This window comes from Nocardia africana NBRC 100379, assembly GCF_001612635.1.
GTDB lineage: Bacteria > Actinomycetota > Actinomycetes > Mycobacteriales > Mycobacteriaceae > Nocardia > Nocardia africana.
The window spans coordinates 265,951-288,704 of record NZ_BDAV01000001.1; the positions used below are offsets into that span (position 1 = coordinate 265,951).

Consider the following 22,754-nt stretch of genomic DNA (forward strand, 5'->3'; position numbering starts at 1 on the left):
AATATGCGATGGCCGTGACATCGGTGGGGCTCGAACGTGCCCCCGATCGCCGGGGGCGGCGCAGGTGACGCAGCGACGACCGGCCCGGGGAGGGATGGGGAGATGGCGAAACGCCCGGTGACGGCGACCCTCGCCGTACTGGTGCTGGCGGTCGGCCTGCTGGCCGGATGCACCATGACGACCGGTGGGTACGCCGTTTCCATCTACGACGACCCGTTCCAGGTCGCCGGACTGCCCACCACCAGCGGCCCCAGCGGTCCTCGTTCCGGTGTTCCCGATTCCGCGCTGACCGCGACCGGTGGCGACAAGGGCGCGGTGGACACATTGGCGCTCAACGCCATCGACGACATCCAAAGCTACTGGCGCGACGAGTATCACAACGAATTCCAGGGTGACTTCACCCCCGTCACCAAGTTCTATTCCTGGAGCGCGAAGGCGCCGCGCTCGCAGGAGACGCAGTTCTGCAAGGACACGACCTATCACCTGGTCAACGCGGCCTACTGTCGGCTGGACAATTCCGTCGGCTGGGACCGCGGGGTTCTGCTGCCGATGATGCAGGACAGCTTCGGGAAGATGGCCGTGGTGATGGTGCTCGCGCACGAATACGGCCACGCCATCCAGACGATGTCGCGCATCGTCACCGCCAAGGATCCGGTCATCGTGAAGGAGCAGCAGGCCGACTGTTTCGCCGGGGCGTTCATGCGTCACGTCGCCGAGGACAAGGCCGCGCATTTCACGATCAACACCTCCGACGGCCTCAACAACGTGCTGGCCGCGACGGTCGCCATCCGCGACGCCAATCCCGAGGATCCGGAATCGGTGCACGGCTCGGCCTTCGAGCGGGTGACCGCGGTGCAGATCGGTTTCACCGACGGCCCCAAGGGCTGCAAGGCGATCGATATGAAGGACATCGATCGCCGCCGCAAGAATCTGCCGCAGTCCTTCGGCGACGACGTCAACCGCGGCGAACTGGCGATCTCCAAGGACAGCCTCAAGGAGTTGAGCAAGGCGATGGCGGCGATCATGCCGATCCCGTCCGAACCGACCTACGACTATCACGGCGCCCTCATGCACTGCAGCAACGGCGCCGACACCGTGCCCGTCACCTACTGCCCCGCGACCAATACGATCGGCACCGACATTCCGGCCCTCGCACAGCGCGGCGCCGCGAATACCGATGAGCAGGACGGCTTTCCGACTCGTATCGGCGGCGACTACAACGCCTACGTCGTGTTCGTCTCCCGCTACGCGCTCGCGGTGCAGCGCAACGCGCACCAGCAGTTGACCGGAGCGAAGACCGGCTTGCGGGCCGCCTGTCTGTCGGGGGTGATCACCGCGAAGCTCGCCGATCCGCATCGCGATGCCGGCCAGGGCGATATCGCGCTGTCTCCCGGCGATCTCGACAAAGCGGTGTCGGGACTGCTCAGCGATGGGCTGGCGGCCAGCGATGTGGAGGGCAAGACGGTGCCGAGCGGCTTCTCCCGGGTGGACGCGTTCCGGGCCGGCGTGCTGGGCACACAGGAGATCTGCGAGGCGCGCTACTCCTGAACGGCTCGGTCGACTCAGCCGAACGGCTCGATCGACTCAGCCGAACGGAGGGGGCGCGGCCGGCTCCAATCGCAGGACGCGATTGCCGAGCATGATCTCGGAGCCCTGCGCCAGCACCATCGGCTGATTCGGTTGCAGCCGAATCCAATCGCGATATCCGGCCGGCCGAGCCCGGGTGCCGTTGGTCGAACCGCGGTCCACGACGGTGATATCCCAGTTCATCAATCGAATTTCGGCGTGGGCCCGCGACATTCCGCCGGAGGAGTCCTCGATCTTGACCGGCACCAGACCCCGCTGGGCGGCCTCCGAGTTCTCCGGGTCCCGTCCGATCACGGCATCGGCCGCGAGCAGATAGGTCATGCCGTCATCGAGCACGAGCATGCCCAGTGGCGGCCGCACGACCTCGGCCGGCTGCTGGGTCTGGTCGACCGGCATCCCGCAGACCGTGCAGAACGCCGAGCGTGGATCGCTCGGATGGGCACGGGCGCACTTGAACCCCATCACCCGCACCGTCAGCGAGGTCGCGCGAGCGGTCGCCTCCATCCGGCGTTCCAATTCGGGATCGGGACCGGGGGCGGGATTCGTACCGCGCAACCGGGTTTCGGCCAGACGGGGATCCTCCGCCGGTTCGGGATGTGATATCCCTTGCCGCGCATCGGTATCGGGTGTCCGGTCCGGCCGGGTCGGCGGCGGGGGCAGTTGCGGTTCGGCCCGCGGCGCGTCCAATTGCGAAGTGGGCGAGGGCTCGGCGCGATGGTGCGCACCAGCGGCGGGACGGGCGATGCGATCACGCGCGCGTGTCCGCTCGCCCTCGAACCAGATCACCGCACCCGCGGCGGCTGCCACACCCTCCACCAAGGAGCCGATGCCGCGTTCGGGCAGTTCCGGAATCCGGCCGCGCTCGTCGTCGATGAACAGTGCCGCGGCGTGGGCCGGCGGTTCGGTGAAGCGGTCGACGGTGAAAGCGGCATCCACGCCGCGGTAGTACTCGACACCCCGGGCGCCCGCGAGGACCGCGGTGACCGACCCGTGCAGGAAGATCGCGACCCCGCCGGTATCCGAGCTGGAGAGAATGCCCAGGTCGACCGGGCTGCCGTCGACCTGCTCGGCCTCCTGTATCAACCAGCGGGTGGCCTCGCGCGCGATAATCCGGCCGGGTCCTTGCGGGGCGTGCTCGGAGGCCTCGGACACCAGCTGCGCCAGCGCCTCGGCGGCCCGCATCGCCGGTGCGTCGGGGTGAACCCGGCCGCGATCACGATGCGCGACAACGACAACCGCCCCCGCGACGCGCACGACGACATGATTACCGGCGACAACCTCGACCTGCCGATCCATCAACGGAATCGGCCTCCGAGCGAGATCAGCGCAGCGGTCACCACACGGACAAGGTTAAGGCAATCGTTGTCCATGAGTCCCCGCTGCGGGGTCCGGTCCGGTAATTTCGATGGTGGAGAACCGGGAGAGAGCACCGGGAGAAGGGGGGCGGTCCGTGGACCGAACGATTCGCAGATTTCTGGTTTTCACCTGCGCCGCACTGCTGGCCGTGCTGACCGGTTGCGGCGTGCAGGGCACCCCGATCGCGGCCGAGATCGATGTCCGCACCCTCGATGTCGGCCCGTACCCGGTCGACCGCCACAGCTACGACGCCACCGCGGGCAGCAAAGGGACGCTGGCGGAGGGGATGCGGATGTCACAGGCCGTGGTCCCGGCCGTCCGCATCGACCCCTCGCTGACGATCGGCGCCGGCGGGCGCGTCGTCGCCGACAGCACCGAGGCCACCCGCCGCCTGCTGGCCGCGGTCTCCAAACCGGTGCTCGACCGCAACAAGATGATCGTCGCCTATGTCGCGGCGGGTTCCGACAAGCCCGGCTCGCTGGACAGCGCGGCCGCGGCGACCTCGGTCACCGATCTCGTGCTGCGCTTCCCGGACGAGTCCGCTGCCCGGCAGGCCGCGCGCGAACTCGAGGATGTCGACTTCGGCGTCGCACCCGACCTCAATCGCAAACTCGCACTGCCGAAATACTCGGACGCCTATATCCACTACCGTCCGGGGATCCCCACCATCGGCACCTTCATGGCCTACAAGCAGTTCGTGATCTCGCTGTTCATCGAGCGCCCCCGCTCCGAGGAGGCCGATCTGCTGGCCTGGGTCCAGAAGACCCTCGATGCCGAGGTGCCGGCACTCGATCACTTCCAGGCGACGCCGGCCGGCGGACTGGACGCGTTGCCGGTCGATCCGGACGGCCTGCTCGCCCGCGCGGTCGTGCGCGACCGATCGAACCGCACACCCGATGCCGATCGCTTCGCGGTCTATGCCGCACCGGCATTCGTGCACATTTCCTCCGACGAGACCACACGCCAGCGCCTCGTGGACGACACCGGCATGGATGCCATCGCCGTCGCCGACAACAGCTCGGTCTTGCGCGTCCGCGACGCCGATGCCGGCGCGCGCATGATCACAGGGCTGATCTCCGGTTCCGGTGAGCAGTACGAGCCGGCCGACGCGCCCAAGTCGGTGCCCGGGGCCAGATGCCTGACGCTCACCAGTGCGGGAGATCCTCAGAAGGACAGCAGATTCCGCTGCTACGTGCCCTACCGGCGATACGTCGAGGTCGTCAACGCCAACAGCCGCGACGATATCGATCAGCGGGTGGGCGCGGCGTATGCGTTGCTGGCCAACAGCTTCTGACCGGCCCCGGGTGGCGCGGGCGCGTCACCGTGCTGGAGTACTATGCCGCGAGACCCAGCCTGGAAGGGGGAGCTGATGTCCACGGTCGATCTGGTACTGACCGACAGCCGATTGTGGGCGCGCAGCGAATCCACTCATTGGGACGGCGCTCCTTCGATCGTCCCCGCCAGCGACGGCGCGAGTCTGGTTGTGGGAGAACCACTTCAGCCGCCCTCCCCCGCCGTCTCGGTGGTGCGGCTGGCCGCGGCCGACCGCATCGCCTTCGTCCCGATGCTGCCGACCGTCGCCGACGCTTTCGCCGCGATCTTCGGCGCGGTGCTGACGAATCTGCGGCTGCCCACCGCGTGTGAACGGCTCACGGTGGTGAGCCCGTCGGAGTGGGGCACGCGCCGCCGCGCCGCGCTCGAAGCCGGCGCCCGCCGCCTGGTCGGCGAGATCGGCGTCGAGCCGCTGGCATTGCGGGTGGCCGGACTTTCCGCGAGCACATCGCAGCAGCAGCGCATCGCGGTGGTGGAACTGAATCCACTCACCACGACCGTCACCCTCACCGGCCGGTCGGGCACCGAGACCTGGATCGAGGCCTGCGAATACGAGCCGACGATCGGATCCGCGGACCTGGCCGAGGGCCGTGGCGTGCAGGCCGTCGTCGATGTCGTCGATCGCCTGCTCGGCGGCCGCAAACCCAGCTATCTCGTGGTCGTCGGTACCGCCGAACCCGCACTGCTCGACGCGATGCGCGCGGAACTGTCCCGGCGCTACGGCTTCGGTGTCGACCTGCGCGCGATGTCCGGTGTGGACCTGGTTCGCGGCGGGCCCGCGATGCCTCCCACGGCCGAACCCGCGCAGTTCGCCCCGCAGACACCGTGGGTCGGCTCCCTGCACGACCATGCGGCCGCCACCGCGCCGCCACCGAAGCGCCGCACTCCGCTCTTCGTCGGTGCCGCTGTGTCGGCGGTGGTCGTCGCCGCCGTGGCGGCGGCCGTCGTGCTGACCCGATCCGGCGGCGAGTCGCATACGGCCGAACCCACCCGGGCGCACCCGTCCGCCGTCACCTCCCCGTCCGCGGCGCCGGCACCACCCACGGAAACCTTCGGGCGGGTCGGCGCGGTGGTCCCGGCCGGCTGGCATATCACCAATCGCACCGCCGCCCGGGTCGACTTTTCTCCGAACGACGGTGCGCGCGAACGCATTTCGCTGGTCCAGAAGGACCTCGCAGCGGGTTCCGGCATCGAGGACGTCGCCGCCGCGCTCGAAACCCAGATCGCCAAGCGGCCGGCCGGCACGGTCGGGCCGTTGCAGCGCAACGTGATCTTCGGCGGACGCCCCGGGCTGTCCTACGAGGAAACTCCCGGTGACGGCACCACGGTGCGCTGGCAGGTTCTGGTGGATTCCGGCCTGCAGGTCAGCGTCGGCTGCCAATACCCCACCGGCGGCTGGCAGCCCATGGCCGCGGTCTGCGAGAAGTTCGTCGGCGATCTGCGGACAGGGACGTGACACCCGGCCCACGCCGACGCCCGCACACCGGGTACCGCCGCCGGTGAAGGGCACCCGTCGCAGGCGGGTGCTATCTTCTTCGCAGCGTCGGCCGAGCAGGCACCAGTGTTCGCCGGCGTGGAGCCTGTGGGAGGGGACTATGCGAAATTCCGTGCGCGTGCTGGCCGCCGCCGTAACCGCGTTGGCGCTGGCCGCGACGGGATGCGGCTCCGATCCGACTCCCGCTCCGGCCGCCGAGCCGACCGTCGATCTCAGCGGTCTCGACGTCGGGCCGTACGACGCCACGCCGCGCGACATGGGCAAACCCGCCAATCCGGGTCAGGCCGCGTTCTACGAGGCGGAACGACTCGGCAGCGCGATGCCGCTGCCGATGGATATCGACCCGGCCTTCACCCACACCGGCAAACTCGACACCCTGGTCTTCCTCGATCCCAAGACGTCGGTGATGAAGGATTTCACCGACCTGGGCAACTTCGCCGAAGACGCCCCGGACCTGATCGGCGGCTTCGCGTCCTACGGCCGCGACGATCCGGACAACCTGGGAAGCGAGCTGGTCAACGCGGCCATGATCTTCCCGACCGAGCAGCGCGCGACCGAGGTCGCCGCGGCGCTGGAGCGGCGTGATTTCGGCCGGGACCCCCAGACGCAAGCGGTCGCGATCCCCAATTATCTGCTGGCGCATGCGCATTGGGTGCCGACCAAACAGGCGATCGCCAACTGGTATCCGGCGGGTCGGCTGGTCGTCTACACCTCGGTCTACGACCAGGCCAAGAACTGGTTCAACAAGGTCGATCTCCCCGCGCTCGTCTCGCGCGTGCAGAAGAGCCTCGACACCGTTGTGCCCGCGCTCGCCAAATTTCAGCCGACACCGCCGGACAAGCTGATGGACCACCCGGTCGACATCGACGGGATGCTCGGCAGGACCATGATCCGGCCGAAGGAGGCGACCGGCGAATGGCTCAACCCGCCCGGGGTTTATCTCGGACATGCGGGGCTGCATTTCAGTAGCGATCCGGGCGAGTCCCGGGTGTGGTACGACCGCGACGGCGTCGACCGCTTCGCCGATTACGGCAACGAGTTGTACCGAGCCCGCGATGCGGCGGCCGCCGCCGATATCCGCGACGAATTGGGCGGAGCGGAAAAACATTTCAAGCAGGCGGCGCCCCCGCGGAATCTTCCGGTCGCGAAATGCCGGGAATACAACGGCAAGGAGGCGTTGGCCGTCCGCTTCTACTGCTCGGTGTACTACGGCAGGTATGCCTCGCTGGCATGGGGTGAGCAGTTACTGGATGCGCAGCAACGCATTTCGGCCCAGTACACCATTCTGGTGAAGGCGGATCCGAAATGACCACACGATCGGTCCGGGCGGCGGCTGCCGCGGCCTGTCTCGTCGGACTCCTGGCAGCGACCGGGTGCGGCGCGACCGTCGGCGGCTGGGCGGGCCCGTCGGAAATAGATGTCCGCAAGCTCGATGTCGGCAATTACGAGGTGCGGCCGCTCGATATCCACGTGGACTATCGGCCGGGCTTCGTCAACGCGCCCGAGGCCGCCGGCATGCGCCTCGCCGAGTACGTGGTGACCGCGGATCAGGTCGACCCGGCGTTGACGAAGCGCGAGAAGGCGGGCAGTTTCTCCGCCGGCGTCCTGCCCGATGCGCTGGGCAACGAGGACGATATGGAGGCCGTCGCCAAACGCGACCACATGGTGTACGGATTCTCGACCGCGGCGAGCGACAAGGACGCGGGCTGGGGTTTCTCCGGCTGGCCGAAACCCGAGAAGCCCTATTCCACCGTGCTCGCACTGTCGGTCATGCAGTTCAACGACGCCGCGAGCGCCACCCGGGCCGCCACCGATTTCTACAACGCCGATTTCAACGCCCACAAAGACCAGAACCAGCCGGTTCCGCTCGCGAAATATCCCGATGCGCACGCGCATTGGCTCCCCGGAACACCATCGATCCGCTCCTTCCTCGCGCACGGCTCCTATGTGGTGTCGGTACTGGCCCTCACGCCGACGCCGAACCTGAACAGCCTCACCTCCCTCACCGAGAAGGCCCTCGACGTCGAATTCCCCCTGTTGGACCGGCTGCAGCCGATCTCCGACGAGGACACGGTCAAACTTCCCTGGGATCCGGATTACCTGCTCAGCCGGGCGCTCAACACCGGCCAGTCCGGGCGTCCCCAGTACGGCGACGACAACGGCGTATTCGGCCCGCACGGAATTCTGCACTACACCTCCGACCGCAAAGCCGCCGCGCAGAGCGTCGCCGCCTTGAAGGCCGACGAATTCGCCAAAACCTCCGACGCTCTGGTGTTGCGCGCCGCCGACGTCGCCTCGGCGAAAAAGGCTGTCACCGAACGCATCACCTTCCAGGGCGGCGGCCCCGCCGTCGATCCGGTTCCCGGGCTGACGGATTCGGCATGTGTAGAGAACGGTACGAAGAATGCCGACGGCGGCTCCAAGCGCTATACCTGCATCGTCGCGTACCGCAACTACGTCGGCTATGTGACCTCGAATCAACTGGTCGACGTCCATCAACGCGCGGCCGCGCAGTACGCGCTGTTCGCCAACAGCCAGTGGCAGCCGTGACTCGACCGCCCACCTCGAAGTCCAGTAAGCTCCGCGACGATACGCGGCCCGCCGAACTACCAGGAGTTTGTTACTGATGGTGATGAGTCCCGGCACCATCGTCGGTGGGTATCGGATCGTTCGCCAGCTGGGCGCCGGCGGGATGGGCACGGTGTATCTCGCCAAACATCCCAGCCTCCCGCGCATGGACGCCATCAAGGTGCTCAGCGGTGAACTGTCGTCCAACCACGAATTCCGGGGCAGATTCGAACGTGAGGCCAATCTCGCTGCCGGCCTGGACCATCCGAATATCGTGTCGGTCTACAACCGCGGTGAAGAACACGGCCAGCTGTGGATCGCCATGCAGTACGTCGACGGCACCGACGCCTCGGCCGAACTGGCCCGCGATCCGCATTCGATGACTCCGCTGCGCGCCCTGCGCATCGTCACCGAGGTCGGCAAGGGCCTGGACTACGCGCACCGCCGCGGACTCCTGCACCGCGACGTCAAACCCGCGAACTTCCTGCTGTCGACCCCCGAGGACGACGACGAGGAACGCGTCCTGCTCACCGATTTCGGCGTCGCCAAATCCGCCGACGACGCCACCGAACTCACCCAGACCGGCAGCTTCGTCGCGACGATCGCCTATGCGCCGCCGGAACAACTCCAGGGCATGGCCGTCGACAGCCGAGCCGACATCTACAGCCTGGGTTGCTCGTTCTACAAGCTGATCACCGGCCAGAACCCGTATCCCGCAACCCAGCCCGCGATGGTCATGATGGGGCATCTCTACGAGCCCCCGCCCCGCGCCACCGCCGTCAACTCCGGGCTCCCACCGGCGATCGACCACGTCATCGCGCGCGCCCTGGCGAAGAATCCCGCCGACCGCTTCACCAGCTGCCGCGAACTCACCGACGCCGCCGCGAACGCCCTCACCCCCGGACACAGCCCGGTCCGCACCACCACCTCCCCGACCTACCCCATCCAGGTCTTCGATCCCCGACCGCAGACCGATCCCCGTGCCCAACTCCCCCACCAGACCCAATCCGGAATCCCCACCCACACCGGCCACCGCCCCGACCCCGACCTCTCCCGCCTCCTCGAACCGAAACCCAAGAGCCGCAAACCCTTACTCCTCGGCGGAGTCGGAGCGCTCGCCGCCGTAGCCTTGGCCGCCGGCATCGGAATGTGGGCGACCCAGGGCAATTCCGGCGGGACGGGGCCGACGACCACCTCGGCAGCGGAAGCCGCGACGACGACCGCGGCAGCGTCGTACACGTCGGTTGCCCAAGCGCGCGCAGCGAATCCGACGTTCGCGGGCAAAACCATCACGATCGTCGATGTCACCAACGACGGCAAACTCGCCATCTACCTGGAGGGCACGCCGCAGACGAAGTTCCTCGAAGACCTGGGGTTCGTCTACAACCTCAACTATTCGAAGAAGGGGGACGAGCCGTCGCCGCGTCCGATTTCGGACACGGACTACGACGCGTTCAAATTTTCGGACGACAGCTACGTTCTCGCGGTACGCAGCGACAAGAGCGCCGGAGGCGGTGGACTTCTGGGGCTGCCCTTCCAGTTGACCAGCTCACGCGCCACCGTTGTTCCACTAGATGATGCTTCGACCGTTGCGGCGATTCGAAACTGGGGGACGAATTCCGAGCAGACCATGCTCACCAAACTGGTACCACTATTGCATGAGCGCGTGCGGTAGGCGGCTACCGCAGATTGCGATTTCATTCGCAGAAATGCAGGAATGCATGGGGAGGGATATTGCGAAGATCGAGTATGCCGACAGCGACGCTGCTGGCGGTCGTCATTGCGTTCAGCGCTGCGTGCGGCTCAGATCAGGGGAAATCCGACCGTATAGATCCGTCTCCACATGTCAGTGTGAACGATCTCGACGTCGGAGGTTTCACCACGTCACCGGGTAAGGTCGGAAGCCCGAACCCTGCCCGAGCCAGAATTATGGAGGGTCAGAGACTCGGTAGCGTTGCTCCCCTCGCAATGGAAATCGACCCGCGCTTCAAGTATCAGGCCGGCGTAACCGATTCCGATGTACACGCGTGGCTGGACCCGTCTATCGCCGGCATCGACTCCGAGAACCTGGATGACGACGCGAAAGGCTTCATCGCGGGCTACTACACATGGGGTAGGTCCGAGAGGGACCTCGGAATAGCCCAGACCATTTCGTACTCAGTACTCCTGTTCACTGACCAGGATTCCGCAACAGGCGCAGCCAAGTCTTTGTACGATCGCACGCTTTCGGATCACATCCATGGATCGCCGGAAATGGACTTTCAGCCGGTGGCGATCGACGGGCATCCGGGCACCCTTTCCTACTGGGTTCCCGGTGAAGAATATTTGGATTCATACACCGCACACGGCCGATTCGTGATCTATTTGAGCATTTCGGACGGCGCAAAACAGAAACTACACGAAGACCCGCGTGCAGAATTAACTGAGTTGACCACCAAAAGTCTGTCGGTCATCGCGCCGGCGATAGATCGCTTCACGCCGACCTCCCCCGAGCAACTCGCGACAGCGCCGGTCGACCACGACAACATGCTCGGCAGAACACTGCGGCGCTCATCCACCGAGAGCGCCAAGGACGCCCCCGGGTTTTACGACCGGCACGCCGCGCTTCATATGTCATCGGATCCCGGCGCCGACGCCGACTTGTTCGCTGTGACCGGAATGGATTGGATGGCCAGCAACGGGAGTCGGCTGTATCGCGCGAAAGACGCCGCCTCCGCACAGAAGTTGCTCATTGCGCACTCCGCTCCGGATAAGCTCGATCGACTGGTCGGCTCACCCAAGAATCTCCCCTGGATTCGATGCTACGAATACCGGGGCGATGATTACGGAAGATTCAGATTTCGCTGCTATCTGCGATACAACGAGTACGTTGCGGAAATCAGTTCCAACCAACTCATCGACGTCCACCAGCGGGCATCCGCCCAATACGCGATCTTGGAAAACTCGAACTAGCCGCGGAATCACGCCATGAATCGAGCCATATCATGAGCAAAATCTCACGCTCCCTGCTGCTCACCTTTGCCACTTTGATCACAATGGCGGGTTGCGGCGACATCAAGTCCGGATTTCCAGTTTCGGGGGAGATCGATGTCCGACATCTGGACACCGGACAATATCCCACCGAACCCATCGACACCTACCAGGAGTACAGCCATACGGTAGAGAACGGCTCGGCGCTGGCTGAAATTCGATTGATGAACCACATGGTAACCGGCCTCGATGTAGATCCAAACCTGAAGTACGGCACCGGCGCTCAGAACTTGGAGAAGAGCTGGGATTTCGAACGAGTACTGTCCAAAGCAGGTGCTGCGGCGGCGATTCGGTTCAAGCCCATGTTCGGGTTCGCTTCAGGAAGTAGCGACCACGAGCCGGACCTGACCGGCCAATCTATACCGTCTGCAACGCTGATTACGCTCGCCATAATGCAGTTTCCGAGCAACGACAGCGCGAATCGCGCCGCCTCGGAAATCGAGAAGGCGGACTTCGATGTAGCACCGGACCGAAACCAATCTGTACGTCTGGGTAAATATCCGGAGGCTCATTCCCATTGGCAGCCCGGGACGCCTACCATCGGCTCCGTCGTTGCCCGAGGTCAGTATGTAGTCAGCACGTTCGCGCAGATCCCGGACGGGAAACTGGACAATCTCACGACTCTCGTCGAAAAGACGTACGATAAACAGTTGCCGATGCTCGACTCGCTGTCGCCTTTGTCACCCGAGCAAGTGCTCAAACTCGAACCGGGCCCTGACGACATGATGAGAAGAGTTATCAACCCGAACAAGTATTATCTTCCTCGTAACGGATCACTGGGCACGTACGAGGAGCGGGGCTTTCTGCAACTTCAAACCGACAGAGCGGAAGCGAAAGCACTCTACGAATCCACACATATCGATCGGTTCGCCGTTTCCGATGCCTACAGTCTGATGTCGCGGGATTTCAATGCCGGGGGCAACGCACAGGCTTTCGGAAAGGGAATAGTGCGGAACGCAGACGGCGGTGCCATCGTGTATCGAAGCGCCGGCCAATCCTCTGCCCGCGATGCCTATGACAAGCTCTTGACCGATCCCGACGCCCGCTCGACTCCCAAGAGCCTTCCGAACTCGAAATGCAAGCAGCTTCCCGAGAACGGCTATTATCGACAATTCACTTGCGCGATACAGTACCGAAACTATGTCGCGGTCACATGGAGCCGGCAGCTCGACGATGCGCAGCAACGCGCGGCCGCAGAGTACGCACTACTGGCAAACAGTGAATGGATGTAGTAGGAACTGAAGGCGCTCCGAGTAGCGATGCAGAAAGGGCTGGCCACATTCCCGTCGGAATACGGCCAGCCCTTCCGATAAGCCTCGTGATCAGCCGCCGATGATTTTCGCGGCCAGAATGTCCGCGCCCTGCATCGCCTCACCAGCGTTGACGGTCTTGACGCCGAGCTGCGCGAGCGCCGCGGACATTTCGTTGGACTGCTGGCTCCAGTTGACCTGGACCTGCTGGAATGCCTCGGCGCCAGCACCTCCGAAGTTTTCACTCATGAACGCCTGGAACTTGCGTTCCATGTCCTCGAGTTCGGAGGTGATGTTCTTGGCAACGGTGTGAAGCTGACTACCGCCGTCGTTGATGCCGCCGAAGTTGTATGAAATCGAGCCGAAGTCGGCCATTGTTACCCCTTATGAATGTCTGTAGTCAGAATAGGTCGGACGAGCTCACCGTCACATGTTCAGAAGCGAATCCACCTCTTTGAGGTGGTGCAGCTGGTCCATTTCGACGTGACCATACTTCTTGTTGACATCCTGCAAGTTGTCAGCGTTCTGCAGGAGACTGTCGTTCATCAGCTTCGCTGCGTCCAGGAAACGTTCGAACGTCGCCTGAAGGGCATCGCCTGCCCCACCCTGCAGGTGATGCGCCAACTCTCCCGCCGTGGCACGAGCGGTCTGCACGTGGCCGTCGATGGTCGTGTGAAGATCGTTCATCTGCCTGATGAATTCGTCGAGTTTTCCACCATCGAGATTGAATGACTGCGCCATAATAAGCTCCTCTGGTTTGTCCTCACCGTCGTCTGCTGATGACGGCAGTGGTGGTCTCTACATGAAAGTTGGACGCAGCCCGAGCACTGCCGGTTCCAACCATTTGCCTCGAATAGACCGAGCCAGACCAAGCGATCGGCTACTCAAACGGTCATACGTCATGATCGACGGTTCGCCACCTCCCCCTTCGACATCGGACAGCTGCCACTGGCCGAGAGTGTCCAATTGGCACCTAGCGTGCCATCTCTCGGACAGGTTGTCCACAATCATTCCGGGCTCCAGGCCGTTTGGATGAGACTGGTCCCCGCGCGCGTCGCCAGCGTGCCGCGGCCCGGCGGCATTTCGCTCGGCCGGATGCCTGCCAGCAAGACGCCCTCTTCACGGTTACCGCTCATGATGAGGGCCGTCGTGCCCACATCCTTCATTCTCGACACCAGGGGCTCGTACAGCGCCCGCGAGGCTCCACCCGACCGCCGGGCGATGATGAGGTGGAAGCCGATGTCCTTTGCGTGCGCCAAGAACTCGGCCAAGATCCCGAGCGGGTTGCCACTCGACGTGGATACCAGGTCGTAGTCGTCGACAACGACATAGACCTCGGGCCCGGTCCACCACGAACGCTCACGCAGCTGCTGCTGAGTCACGTCCGGCCCCGGCATCCGCTTGCGAAGAAGGCCCGCAAGCTCGGCCATCATCTTTTCGAGTATCTCCGAGGAGGGCGCGTAGCCGGCCAGATGATCGGTCTCGATCACACCCAGCAGGGTTCGGCGATAGTCGCCGAGGATCAGCTTGGCCTGTGTGGGCATGTTCGATTCGAGGATCCCCCTGATCACGCTGCGCAACAAGTTCGTTTTGCCGCATTCGCTGTCACCGAAGATCAAGAAATGCGGTTGCTCGGACATGTTCAGCATGACCGGCGCAAGCTCGGATTCGTTCAAGCCGATCGGGATCTGCAGGTTCGGATGCCGGGTGTCCACACCTGCGGGCCAGTTGCCGAGACTCCGGAGAATGTCCTCGCGCGTCAGCAATTCAGGCAGCATACGGACCTGCCGCGCCGGTCGACCAGGGGTCATCCGCGCGATTGCTGCAACAGACTCCGCCACGCCTGTACCGAGGTTCTCCGGATTCGAATCCCCATCCACACGAGGCAAAGCCGTCAGCATGTGCTTTGCGTCCGGAGTCATACCGCGGCCCGGCCGGCCCTGTGGAACCAAGGCAGCGACGCGACGGCCGAGATCGGAATCCATCGGATCACCCAGGCGAAGTTCGATGCGGGTGCCGATCTGGTCCTTGAGGGCGGGGCGCGCTTCGGCCCAGCGGTTCAGCGCGATCACGACGTGCACGCCGTACGAGAGACCCTGCGTGGCAAGGTTCATGATCGGCTGTTCGAGGGCGTCGAAATCTTGGCGGATGGAGCCGAAGCCGTCGACCACCAGGAAGACGTCTCCGAACGGATCCTCGTGTGCCCCGGCGGCCGCGGGACTGCTCGATGGGTCGGTGCCGCGTAGACGGCGGAAGTCGGCCATCGACTCGATGCCCAATTGGCGGAAACGTATTTCCCGCTGGCGGACGATGGTGGTCATCTCGGAGATGGTGCGGCGGACTTTGTCCACGTCCAGGCGCCCCGCCACCGAACCGACGTGCGGGAGGCCCTCGAGCCCCGCCAGCGTGCCGCCACCGAAATCGAGGCAGTAGAACTGCACCTGTTCGGCGGTATGGGTCAACGCCATACCCATGATCAAGGACCGGAGTGCGGTCGATTTACCGGACTGGGGGCCACCGACGATGGCGACATTGCCTCGGGCCCCGGACAAGTCGATCACCATGGGGTCGCGGCGCTGATCGTACGGGCGGTCCACTGTTCCTATGGCGGTGCGCAAACTCGCGACGGGACTGTACTCACCGGTGAGTATCGAGCGCGGAATGAGCTGGTCGAGTGTCGGCGCCTCGTCCAACGGTGGCAGCCAGATTTCGTGGGCGGGGCGACCGTGTCCCTGGATGCGCGATACCAGCATGCCCAGGTTGGAGATCTTTTCGGCGCTTTCGTCCTGCTGGACTTCCTCGATCATGCTGGGCTCGGGCGGCAGCGGGAGCCGGTCGCTGGCTCTGAAGGGCACCTGCCCAGCGATGAAAGGCCGTGCATTGATGTCGATCTCGCCGCCGACAATTCCTGCCTGCGTCACCTCTCGCTGCGATCCGCCACCCACATAGGGGCCGGAGACGTAGGAAGCCTGGAATCGCTGAATCTCACCGGAATCGGACTTCAGATATCCGCCACCGGGACTGTTCGGCAGGTTGTAGGCATCGGGAACGCCCAAAACCTGGCGAGATTCATTGGCCGAGAACGTCTTCAATCCGATGCGATAGGACAGATGTGATTCGAGGCCTTTGAGCTTGCCTTCTTCCAAGCGCTGTGAGGCCAGCAGTAGGTGCACGTGGAGCGATCGGCCCAGACGACCGATCATCACGAAGAGTTCGGCGAAATCAGGGTGCTGACTGAGCAGTTCGGAAAACTCGTCGAGCACGACGAACAACGCCGGCATCGGGTCGAGGTCCGCGCCGGCCGCGCGAGCCTTCTCGTATTCGAGGACATTCGCGAAATTGCCCTTGTCACGAAGCACTTCCTGGCGGCGGTTCATCTCGCCCGCCAGCGCGTCCTTCATACGGTCGACGAGGTCGGCTTCCTCCTCCAGGTTGGTGATGATGGCCGCCACATGCGGAACACCTTCCAAGCCCAGGAAGGTCGCACCACCTTTGAAGTCGACGAGAACCAGGTTGAGTTGGTCCGGCGAATGCGTTGCCAGCATCGACAACACCAGCGTCCGAAGGAATTCCGACTTACCCGAACCGGTGGCACCGATACATAGGCCGTGCGGTCCCATCCCGCCCTCGGCCGCCTCCTTGATATCCAGGTAAACCGGCAAGCCGTCGGCGCCGACACCGAACGGCACCCGCAACCGGTCACGGCCGTAACGCGGCTTCCATCCGTTTTCCGGATTGAAGGTTCCGATATCACCCAGGCCCATCAGCTTGGCCCAGGTGTCGATGACCTCTCCGCTCTCCTCGGCCACGGCCTCGCCGCCACGCTGGACCGCCGCCACCCGGAAGGGAGCGAGGCGGCGCGCGACCTGTTCGGCCTGGCGCGCGCTGATGCGGTCGATGAGGGCGAAGCGTTCCATGTTGCCGGTGGCGCCGCGGCCGACGCATTCACCGTTCTCGACGACCATCTGAATGCCGCGCGAAACCGCAAGGCGCGGAGCGTAACTGCACAGATCGATGATGGTGACGCCCTCGTACCCGGATTCCCGCAGCGAATCCTCTTCGGCCTCGAGCAGACCACCGTCGACGATGATGACGATGTGGACCAGATTCTGATTGGCGGGCTGGTTGCGCGAATAGCGAACGCGGTTGTGCAGCAACGGATTCAGGCCGTCGGCGAGTTCACGGATCGAACCGTAGACCATGCGCTCGGTACCCACGCCGTCCTGGGAATCCGGATGCTGGGTGTGCGGGAGCCATTTGGTCCACTCCCATTCGGCGGCGGTGTCGGGACCGCAGACCACCGCGACCAGCACCTGGTCCGGTGCCTGAAACATGCACAGCTGCAACAACATCGCGCGAGTCATATCGCGCGCCTGGGCGCGGTCGCCGTTGAGCTGGATGGTGGCGAAGCCCTTGACCGCGATGGCGGTGGGCAGGTCCGGGACCGTGGAATGCGTACGCACGAAACGACGCAGCGATACGGCCGCGATCGGCTCGAGTTCCTCGACCGGGCCGGTTTCCGGCGAGACCAGGCGGGTGGCCAGGCGCTGACCGCCCAGCCCGATGCGCGCGTGGCAGAAGTCCTTGTCCCCCGGACGGCGTTCCCACATGCGGCTGGTGCCGGCCAGCATCCACACCAAACCCGGTTCCGGATGGCTCCATTCGACCGCCGCGCGCTGCTGGGAAGCGGTTTCGTCGACGTCCTTGCGGACCTGGTCCAGGTAGCGCAGATAGTCCTTGCGGTCCTCGTTGGCCTCGGCGGCCTTCTGCCCCTTACCGCCCTGACCGGCGAACATGCCGACCATGGAGAAGACCATCATCATCGGGAACATCATGCTCATCGGGTTGGAGGCGATACCTCCACCGCGGGTGAACATGATGGCCATCATTCCGACCATGCCGACGACCATCACGACGGGCATCAGTTTGCCCAGCAGACTGCCCGGTATCGCGCGTGGAATCTCCGGCGGCGGTTGCAGTGTCACTTCGCCGCCCGGTGACCTCGGAACCTCCCGGCGCGCACGACGCTGGAACCTGACAGTGCTCATCGACGGAAGATCCCCCTTCGGCGGCTGTACTGCGGACTCAGTGTAGAGGCAGCGGCCGACATGTCGTACAGTTCGACCAGCATTCTGCACGGATCGGCCGCGCGACCGCAAACCGGAGCGCATGCTGAAACACCAGGTAGAGACGGAGTTGGGGGAAGCGTGACGCACGCGCGACTGGACCATATCGAAGAGGATTCGAGCCGCGGAATCGTCCGGGCGCCCGATCTGGCGCGGGTGACAATTCTGGCCAAGCACACGCAGGTCGATATGGCGATTCCGGTCGACGTTCCGGTCGCACTGGTCATTCCGAGCGTGGTCGACATGGTGGCGCAGCACAGCCGCACCAACGATTTCGACAACAGCGGCGAACAATTCCAGCCGGCCGAATGGGTGCTGGCGCGCATCGGGCAGCCGCCGTTCTCCAATTCGCTCAGCCTGGGTGAACAGGGCGTGCGCGACGGCGAACTGCTCATGCTGGAAAGTGCCGACCACGTCGCGCCCAGTCCGCTGTTCGACGACATCATGTACAACGTCGCGATCGCCGACGCCGACCATTTCCGGAGCTGGTCACCGCAGGTCGCGCGGATCACCGGATCGATCATCGCGGTGCTGACCATGCTCGCCGGATGCACCGGCCTGCTGGCCGCGCCGGATGCGATGGCGGGCTGGATCACCGGGTCCATCGCCGCGGTGCTGACGATTCTGCTGGTGGTGGCCGGCACGGTGATGAGCCGCATGTACGGCGACACCGCCTCCGCGCTGGTGCTCGGCGGCTGTGCGCTGCCGAGCGCGTTCGCCGCCGGCATGTTGATCGTGCCCGACCATTACGGCTGGGCGAATCTGCTGCTCGGCTCGGTACTCGTCGGCGCGACGGCACTGCTGGCCTGGCGCGTCAGTGGGGTCGGTCTGGCCCTGTTCATCGGCGCCACAACGCTTTCCGTCTTCGCCATCCCCGCCGCGTTGGTCGGCCTGCTCACCTCCCAGCCGGTCAAGGCCATCGGCGCGGTCGCCGCCGCGCTCGCACTCGGCGGACTGTCGCTGGCACCGCGAGTGTCGATGCTGCTGGCGAAACTGCCACTGCCGCCGGTGCCTTCGCCCGGCACTCCGATCGACCCCACCGAGGACGATCCCGACGACCACCGCGCCCTGCCCACCATGGATGTGCTGCGCACGAAATCCGAACGCGCGCGGATGTATCTGGCCGGCCTCGTCGGCGCGACCACACTGGTGACCGTGATCGGAGCGCTGGCCGCGACCGATCCGTCCGCGGACAGCCCCTATTGGCCCGGTATCGCGCTGGCCCTGGTCTGCGCGGTGGTGCTGATGTTCCGCAGCCGCACCTACGTCAGCGCCGAGCTGGCGGTGGTGCTGCTCGCCGGCGGTGCGGCCATTCTGCTGATCATGACGGTCGGCGCGGCCTTCGTGGTGGAACAACCGCTCGCGGTGTTCGGCGCCGCCATGGTGATGCTCATCGCCGCATTGATCCTGGGCACGATCGTGCCGAACCAGTCGGCGACGCCGCCGATGCGCCGCGCGGTGGAGCTGCTGGAGTACGGCTTCGTGGCCGCCGTCCTGCCGCTGGTGTTCTGGGTAGCCGAGCTGTACACGCTCGTTCGATCGCTCTGAGCCGCGCATGAATCCGAAAAGGTTCGGGCGCAGAGTAATTCGGGTCGCGACTGTCGTCGCGGTGCTGGGGCTGAGTGCCTCGACGGGGGCAGGTGCGGCGATCGCGGACAAACCGGTGGTGAATCCGGGGGCGCTGCCGTCCGGCGGTAACCCGGCGCCGCCGGACCCCACGGAGCAGCCGGCGAACTCACCCTGCGCCAGCACGAGCACCGGCGGGGACGGCCCGACCGTGCCGGCCGCGCAGCGCAGCCTGGAACTGGACAAGGCGTGGCAGTTCGCCAGTGGCGCAGGGCAGTTGGTCGCCGTGATCGATACCGGCGTGATGCGCCATCCCCGGCTGCCGGGCATCATCCCGGGCGGTGACTACGTCTCCGCCAGCGACGGCACCGACGACTGTGACGCGCACGGGACCTTCGTGGCGGGCATCATCGCCGCGACGCGCATCGGTAACCAAGGGTTTTCGGGTGTGGCACCGCAGGCGCAGATTCTGAGCATCCGGCAGACCTCGAGCTATTTCCAGAAGAAGGGCGCCGGCCGCGACAAGGGGCCCGACGCCATGCCCGAGGGATACGGCACCACCCACACCCTGGCGCAGGCGGTGCGCCGGGCGGCCGATATGGGCGCGACGGTCATCAACATGTCCGAGGTGGCCTGCCAGGCCGGGGCGATTCCCGACGACGACCTCGGCGCCGCGGTGCATTACGCCGCCGTCGAGAAGAACGTCGTGGTCGTCACGGCCGCGGGTAACAACGACAAGTGCAAGGGCACCAACCCGGTCATCGATCCGCTGGATCCGAGTGCGGATCCGTGGACGAAGGTCGATCTGAACGTCTCGCCCGCGCGGTGGGACGACTATGTGCTGTCGGTGGGCTCGATCGACGACAACGGCCAGCCCTCGAAGTTCACCGTGCCGGGCCCGTGGGTCGGCGTCGCGGCACCGGGCGAGAATCTCACCTCGCTCGACCCACACTGGGACGATCCGCGCAGCAAGGGGACGGCCGTCGCGAAGGTGGATCAGCAGGGCAAGGCCGAGCCGATCTCCGGAACCAGTTTCGCCGCACCGTATGTCGCGGGGGTGGCGGCCCTCGTCCGGGCCCGTTATCCGGAACTGAGCGCGCTCGATGTCATCAAGCGCATCGAGGCCACCGCCCACGCACCCGCCGAGGGCTGGAATCCGTATGTCGGATACGGCGCGGTCGACCCGGTGGCCGCGCTCACCGCACAGGTCCCGAATTCGTTGCCGCCCAAGCGGCCCAGCGCCGCCAAGAGCTGGCAACTTCCGGTGCCGACCACTCCCCCGGCCCCCGACCACACCTCCCGCAATGTGGCGCTGATCGGAACCGGTGTCATCGCCGTGCTCGCCGTGCTCGGATATCTCGCGTCGTTCCCGCTGCGCCGCCGCTTCGGTGATCGCGGCGAGTGAGGTTCACCGCGGCTCGTCGAACCGCCAGCGCGTCGCGCCGCCCGGTTCGACCGTCGACAGCGCCGTCGCCGCGCGCGGCACGATGCGGTAGACGTACCAGGGCGGCGGGCCGGCCGAGGGCGCGCTGAAGTCGGCGGTCAGGGCCGTGCCGGAATCGTCGACCCGGCACGGCCATCCCTCGCCTGCCCAGTCGGCGGCCCGCTGTGCCACCGTCGCCGGGTCGGTGACGCGTTCGGCGGTGCCGTTCACGCTGAGGTCGAACGTATCCAACGCCACGCTGAGCGTGCAGCGCGGATCGCGAGAGATGTTGCGGGCCTTGCGTGTTCGCGGGCCGGTTTCGAACCAGAAGGCGCCGTCCACCCACAACGCGCCCACCGCGGTCACATGCGGACTGCCGTCCGGATCGATCGTCGCCAGCCAGCAGGTGTGCCGATCGGGCCCGCCCGTCCCGGGCGCCTGCGGGAACCCGGCGTCCAGACCGGCCACGACGGCCGACCAGTCCAGCGGATCCAGCTCGTACAGTTCGGCGAGATTGGTCGTCTGCATAGTGTCCATGGTGTTGCGACGAGGCGTGGCGGACGGATTCATCGGCGGGCGCGCAGTAAGTTCGTCCGTTATAGGCGATATGCCCTGGTCGGCACGGGTAAATCCGCCCAAGATCGACACGGGCGGCCCGGCGATGACTCAGTATTTCTGGCAGCGGCGGTCCGGCGGTACGACCGTCGCGGGTCGTCGCACGAGGGGCAGGAACAGCCATGACAGTCGCCGGCAGGCAACGTCTCACTCCCGATCAGCGCAATTCGTTCATCGCGGCCCAACTGGGCTGGACGATGGACGCCTTCGATTTCTTTCTGGTCGTCTTCGTCTATGCCGATATCGCCGCTTCCTTCGATATGCCGAAATCCGACGTCGCGTTCATCACCACGGCAACGCTGATCATGCGCCCGGTGGGTGCGCTGCTGTTCGGTCTGTGGGCCGACCGGGTGGGCCGGCGCATTCCGCTGATGGTCGACGTCGCGTTCTACTCGGTGATCGGATTCCTGTGCGCGTTCGCGCCGAATTTCACTGTGCTGCTGATACTTCGGTTGCTCTACGGCATCGGCATGGGTGGCGAATGGGGCCTCGGCGCGGCGCTGGCGATGGAGAAGATTCCCGCCGAGCGGCGCGGCTTCTTCTCCGGACTCCTGCAGGAGGGTTACTCGTTCGGCTACCTGCTCGCCTCGCTGGCCTCGCTGCTGGTGATGAACTGGCTCGGCCTTTCCTGGCGTTGGCTGTTCGCGCTCTCGGTGATTCCGGCCCTGATCATCCTGGTGATCCGGACCCGCGTGGGTGAATCGGAGGCGTGGGAGAGCAGCCGCGAACATATGCGGCTCACCCAGACCTCGGTGCGTGATGTGGTGATGAACCCGGTCGTGATCCGCCGCTTCGCCTATCTCGTCCTGCTGATGACCGCGTTCAACTGGATGAGCCACGGCACCCAGGACGTCTACCCGACCTTCTTGTCCGCGGTCGAGAACGGCGGCGCGGGATTGTCCTCGGCGACCGCGAAATGGATTGCGGTGGTGTACAACATCGGCGCCATCATCGGCGGTCTGGTGTTCGGCAGCCTGTCGCAGAAGTACGGTCGCCGCTACACCATCATCTTCTGCGCACTGCTCGGACTGCCGATCGTGCCGTTGTTCGCGTATTCGACGACCGCGGCCATGCTGTGCCTCGGATCGTTTCTGATGCAGCTGGTGGTGCAGGGCGCCTGGGGTGTCATCCCGGCGCATCTGACCGAGCTGTCGCCGGATGCGATCCGCGGCTTCTATCCGGGCGTGACCTACCAGCTGGGCAATCTGCTCGCCTCGCTCAATCTGCCGATCCAGGAGCGGGTGGCCGAAAGTCACGGGTATCCGTTCGCCCTGGCGGTGACCATCGTGCCGGTGCTGATCGCGGTGGCATTTCTGACACTGATCGGCAAGGAGGCCAAGGGAATTCGCTTCGGCACGAGCGAGAGCGCGCTACCCGAGACACCCGCCCGGCAGTAGCCGGCCCGG

The 22,754-nt window shown here is 65.3% G+C and carries 16 protein-coding genes; 11 read left to right on the forward strand and 5 right to left on the reverse strand.

Translation table 11 applies throughout. The features are described from left to right. The first annotated feature begins 102 nt into the window (after positions 1 to 102). Positions 103 to 1,548: a neutral zinc metallopeptidase gene (locus NA3_RS01300; protein ID WP_062961727.1), complete on the forward strand. Its 1,446-nt coding sequence runs from the start codon at positions 103 to 105 to the stop codon at positions 1,546 to 1,548. Between the two features lie 36 nt (positions 1,549 to 1,584). Here NA3_RS01300 and NA3_RS01305 read toward each other — a convergent pair whose 3' ends face one another. Next, a complete protein-coding gene (locus tag NA3_RS01305) occupies positions 1,585 to 2,883 on the reverse strand; it encodes an FHA domain-containing protein (RefSeq protein WP_062961728.1) in 1,299 nt (432 codons plus the stop codon). Between the two features lie 154 nt (positions 2,884 to 3,037). Between NA3_RS01305 and NA3_RS01310 the strand changes: the two genes are divergently transcribed. From NA3_RS01310 to NA3_RS01340, 7 genes are all read left to right on the forward strand, one after another. Next, the gene (locus NA3_RS01310; RefSeq protein ID WP_062961729.1) at positions 3,038 to 4,237 is read left to right on the forward strand and encodes a DUF7373 family lipoprotein; all 1,200 of its coding nucleotides are present in this window, start codon (positions 3,038 to 3,040) and stop codon (positions 4,235 to 4,237) included. A gap of 75 nt (positions 4,238 to 4,312) precedes the next feature. Further along, positions 4,313 to 5,731 (forward strand): type VII secretion-associated protein, encoded by a 1,419-nt coding sequence (locus NA3_RS01315; protein ID WP_062961730.1) that lies wholly within the window; start codon positions 4,313 to 4,315, stop codon positions 5,729 to 5,731. Positions 5,732 to 5,870: 139 nt separating this feature from the next. Next, complete coding sequence (locus tag NA3_RS01320) at positions 5,871 to 7,079, forward strand: DUF7373 family lipoprotein (RefSeq protein WP_062961731.1); 1,209 nt, start codon at positions 5,871 to 5,873, stop codon at positions 7,077 to 7,079. Then, positions 7,076 to 8,320, forward strand: coding sequence for a DUF7373 family lipoprotein (locus NA3_RS01325; protein WP_062961732.1), 1,245 nt, complete (start codon positions 7,076 to 7,078; stop codon positions 8,318 to 8,320). The genes NA3_RS01320 and NA3_RS01325 overlap by 4 nt, the downstream gene beginning before the upstream one ends. A 76-nt stretch (positions 8,321 to 8,396) precedes the next feature. After that, positions 8,397 to 10,013: a serine/threonine-protein kinase gene (locus tag NA3_RS01330; RefSeq protein WP_062961733.1), complete on the forward strand. Its 1,617-nt coding sequence runs from the start codon at positions 8,397 to 8,399 to the stop codon at positions 10,011 to 10,013. 74 nt (positions 10,014 to 10,087) lie between these two features. Beyond that, positions 10,088 to 11,290, forward strand: a complete 1,203-nt coding sequence (locus NA3_RS01335; RefSeq protein ID WP_128145078.1) for a DUF7373 family lipoprotein — start codon at positions 10,088 to 10,090, stop codon at positions 11,288 to 11,290. Between the two features lie 32 nt (positions 11,291 to 11,322). Next, on the forward strand, positions 11,323 to 12,600 hold the full coding sequence (locus tag NA3_RS01340; protein ID WP_062961735.1) for a DUF7373 family lipoprotein: 1,278 nt from the start codon (positions 11,323 to 11,325) through the stop codon (positions 12,598 to 12,600). Between the two features lie 90 nt (positions 12,601 to 12,690). Here NA3_RS01340 and NA3_RS01345 read toward each other — a convergent pair whose 3' ends face one another. The 3 genes from NA3_RS01345 to eccCa form a co-directional block, all read right to left on the reverse strand. Then, the gene (locus NA3_RS01345) at positions 12,691 to 12,993 is read right to left on the reverse strand and encodes a WXG100 family type VII secretion target (RefSeq protein WP_036498258.1); all 303 of its coding nucleotides are present in this window, start codon (positions 12,991 to 12,993) and stop codon (positions 12,691 to 12,693) included. Between the two features lie 51 nt (positions 12,994 to 13,044). Continuing rightward, positions 13,045 to 13,359 (reverse strand): WXG100 family type VII secretion target, encoded by a 315-nt coding sequence (locus NA3_RS01350; protein ID WP_062961736.1) that lies wholly within the window; start codon positions 13,357 to 13,359, stop codon positions 13,045 to 13,047. 266 nt (positions 13,360 to 13,625) lie between these two features. Continuing rightward, positions 13,626 to 17,666: a type VII secretion protein EccCa gene (gene eccCa / locus NA3_RS01355; RefSeq protein WP_062961737.1), complete on the reverse strand. Its 4,041-nt coding sequence runs from the start codon at positions 17,664 to 17,666 to the stop codon at positions 13,626 to 13,628. 159 nt (positions 17,667 to 17,825) lie between these two features. Between eccCa and eccD the strand changes: the two genes are divergently transcribed. Together eccD and mycP are read left to right on the forward strand one after the other, a co-directional pair. After that, positions 17,826 to 19,292, forward strand: a complete 1,467-nt coding sequence (gene eccD, locus NA3_RS01360; protein WP_062961738.1) for a type VII secretion integral membrane protein EccD — start codon at positions 17,826 to 17,828, stop codon at positions 19,290 to 19,292. Between the two features lie 61 nt (positions 19,293 to 19,353). After that, the gene (mycP, locus tag NA3_RS01365) at positions 19,354 to 20,715 is read left to right on the forward strand and encodes a type VII secretion-associated serine protease mycosin (RefSeq protein ID WP_308189559.1); all 1,362 of its coding nucleotides are present in this window, start codon (positions 19,354 to 19,356) and stop codon (positions 20,713 to 20,715) included. A 3-nt stretch (positions 20,716 to 20,718) separates the two neighbouring features. On the opposite strand, the gene NA3_RS01370 is transcribed toward mycP, so the two are convergent. After that, positions 20,719 to 21,261: a pyridoxamine 5'-phosphate oxidase family protein gene (locus tag NA3_RS01370; protein WP_062961815.1), complete on the reverse strand. Its 543-nt coding sequence runs from the start codon at positions 21,259 to 21,261 to the stop codon at positions 20,719 to 20,721. Positions 21,262 to 21,470: 209 nt separating this feature from the next. Here NA3_RS01370 and NA3_RS01375 point away from each other — a divergent pair, with 209 nt between their 5' ends. Beyond that, the gene (locus NA3_RS01375; RefSeq protein WP_062961739.1) at positions 21,471 to 22,745 is read left to right on the forward strand and encodes an MFS transporter; all 1,275 of its coding nucleotides are present in this window, start codon (positions 21,471 to 21,473) and stop codon (positions 22,743 to 22,745) included. The last annotated feature ends 9 nt before the right edge of the window (positions 22,746 to 22,754 follow it).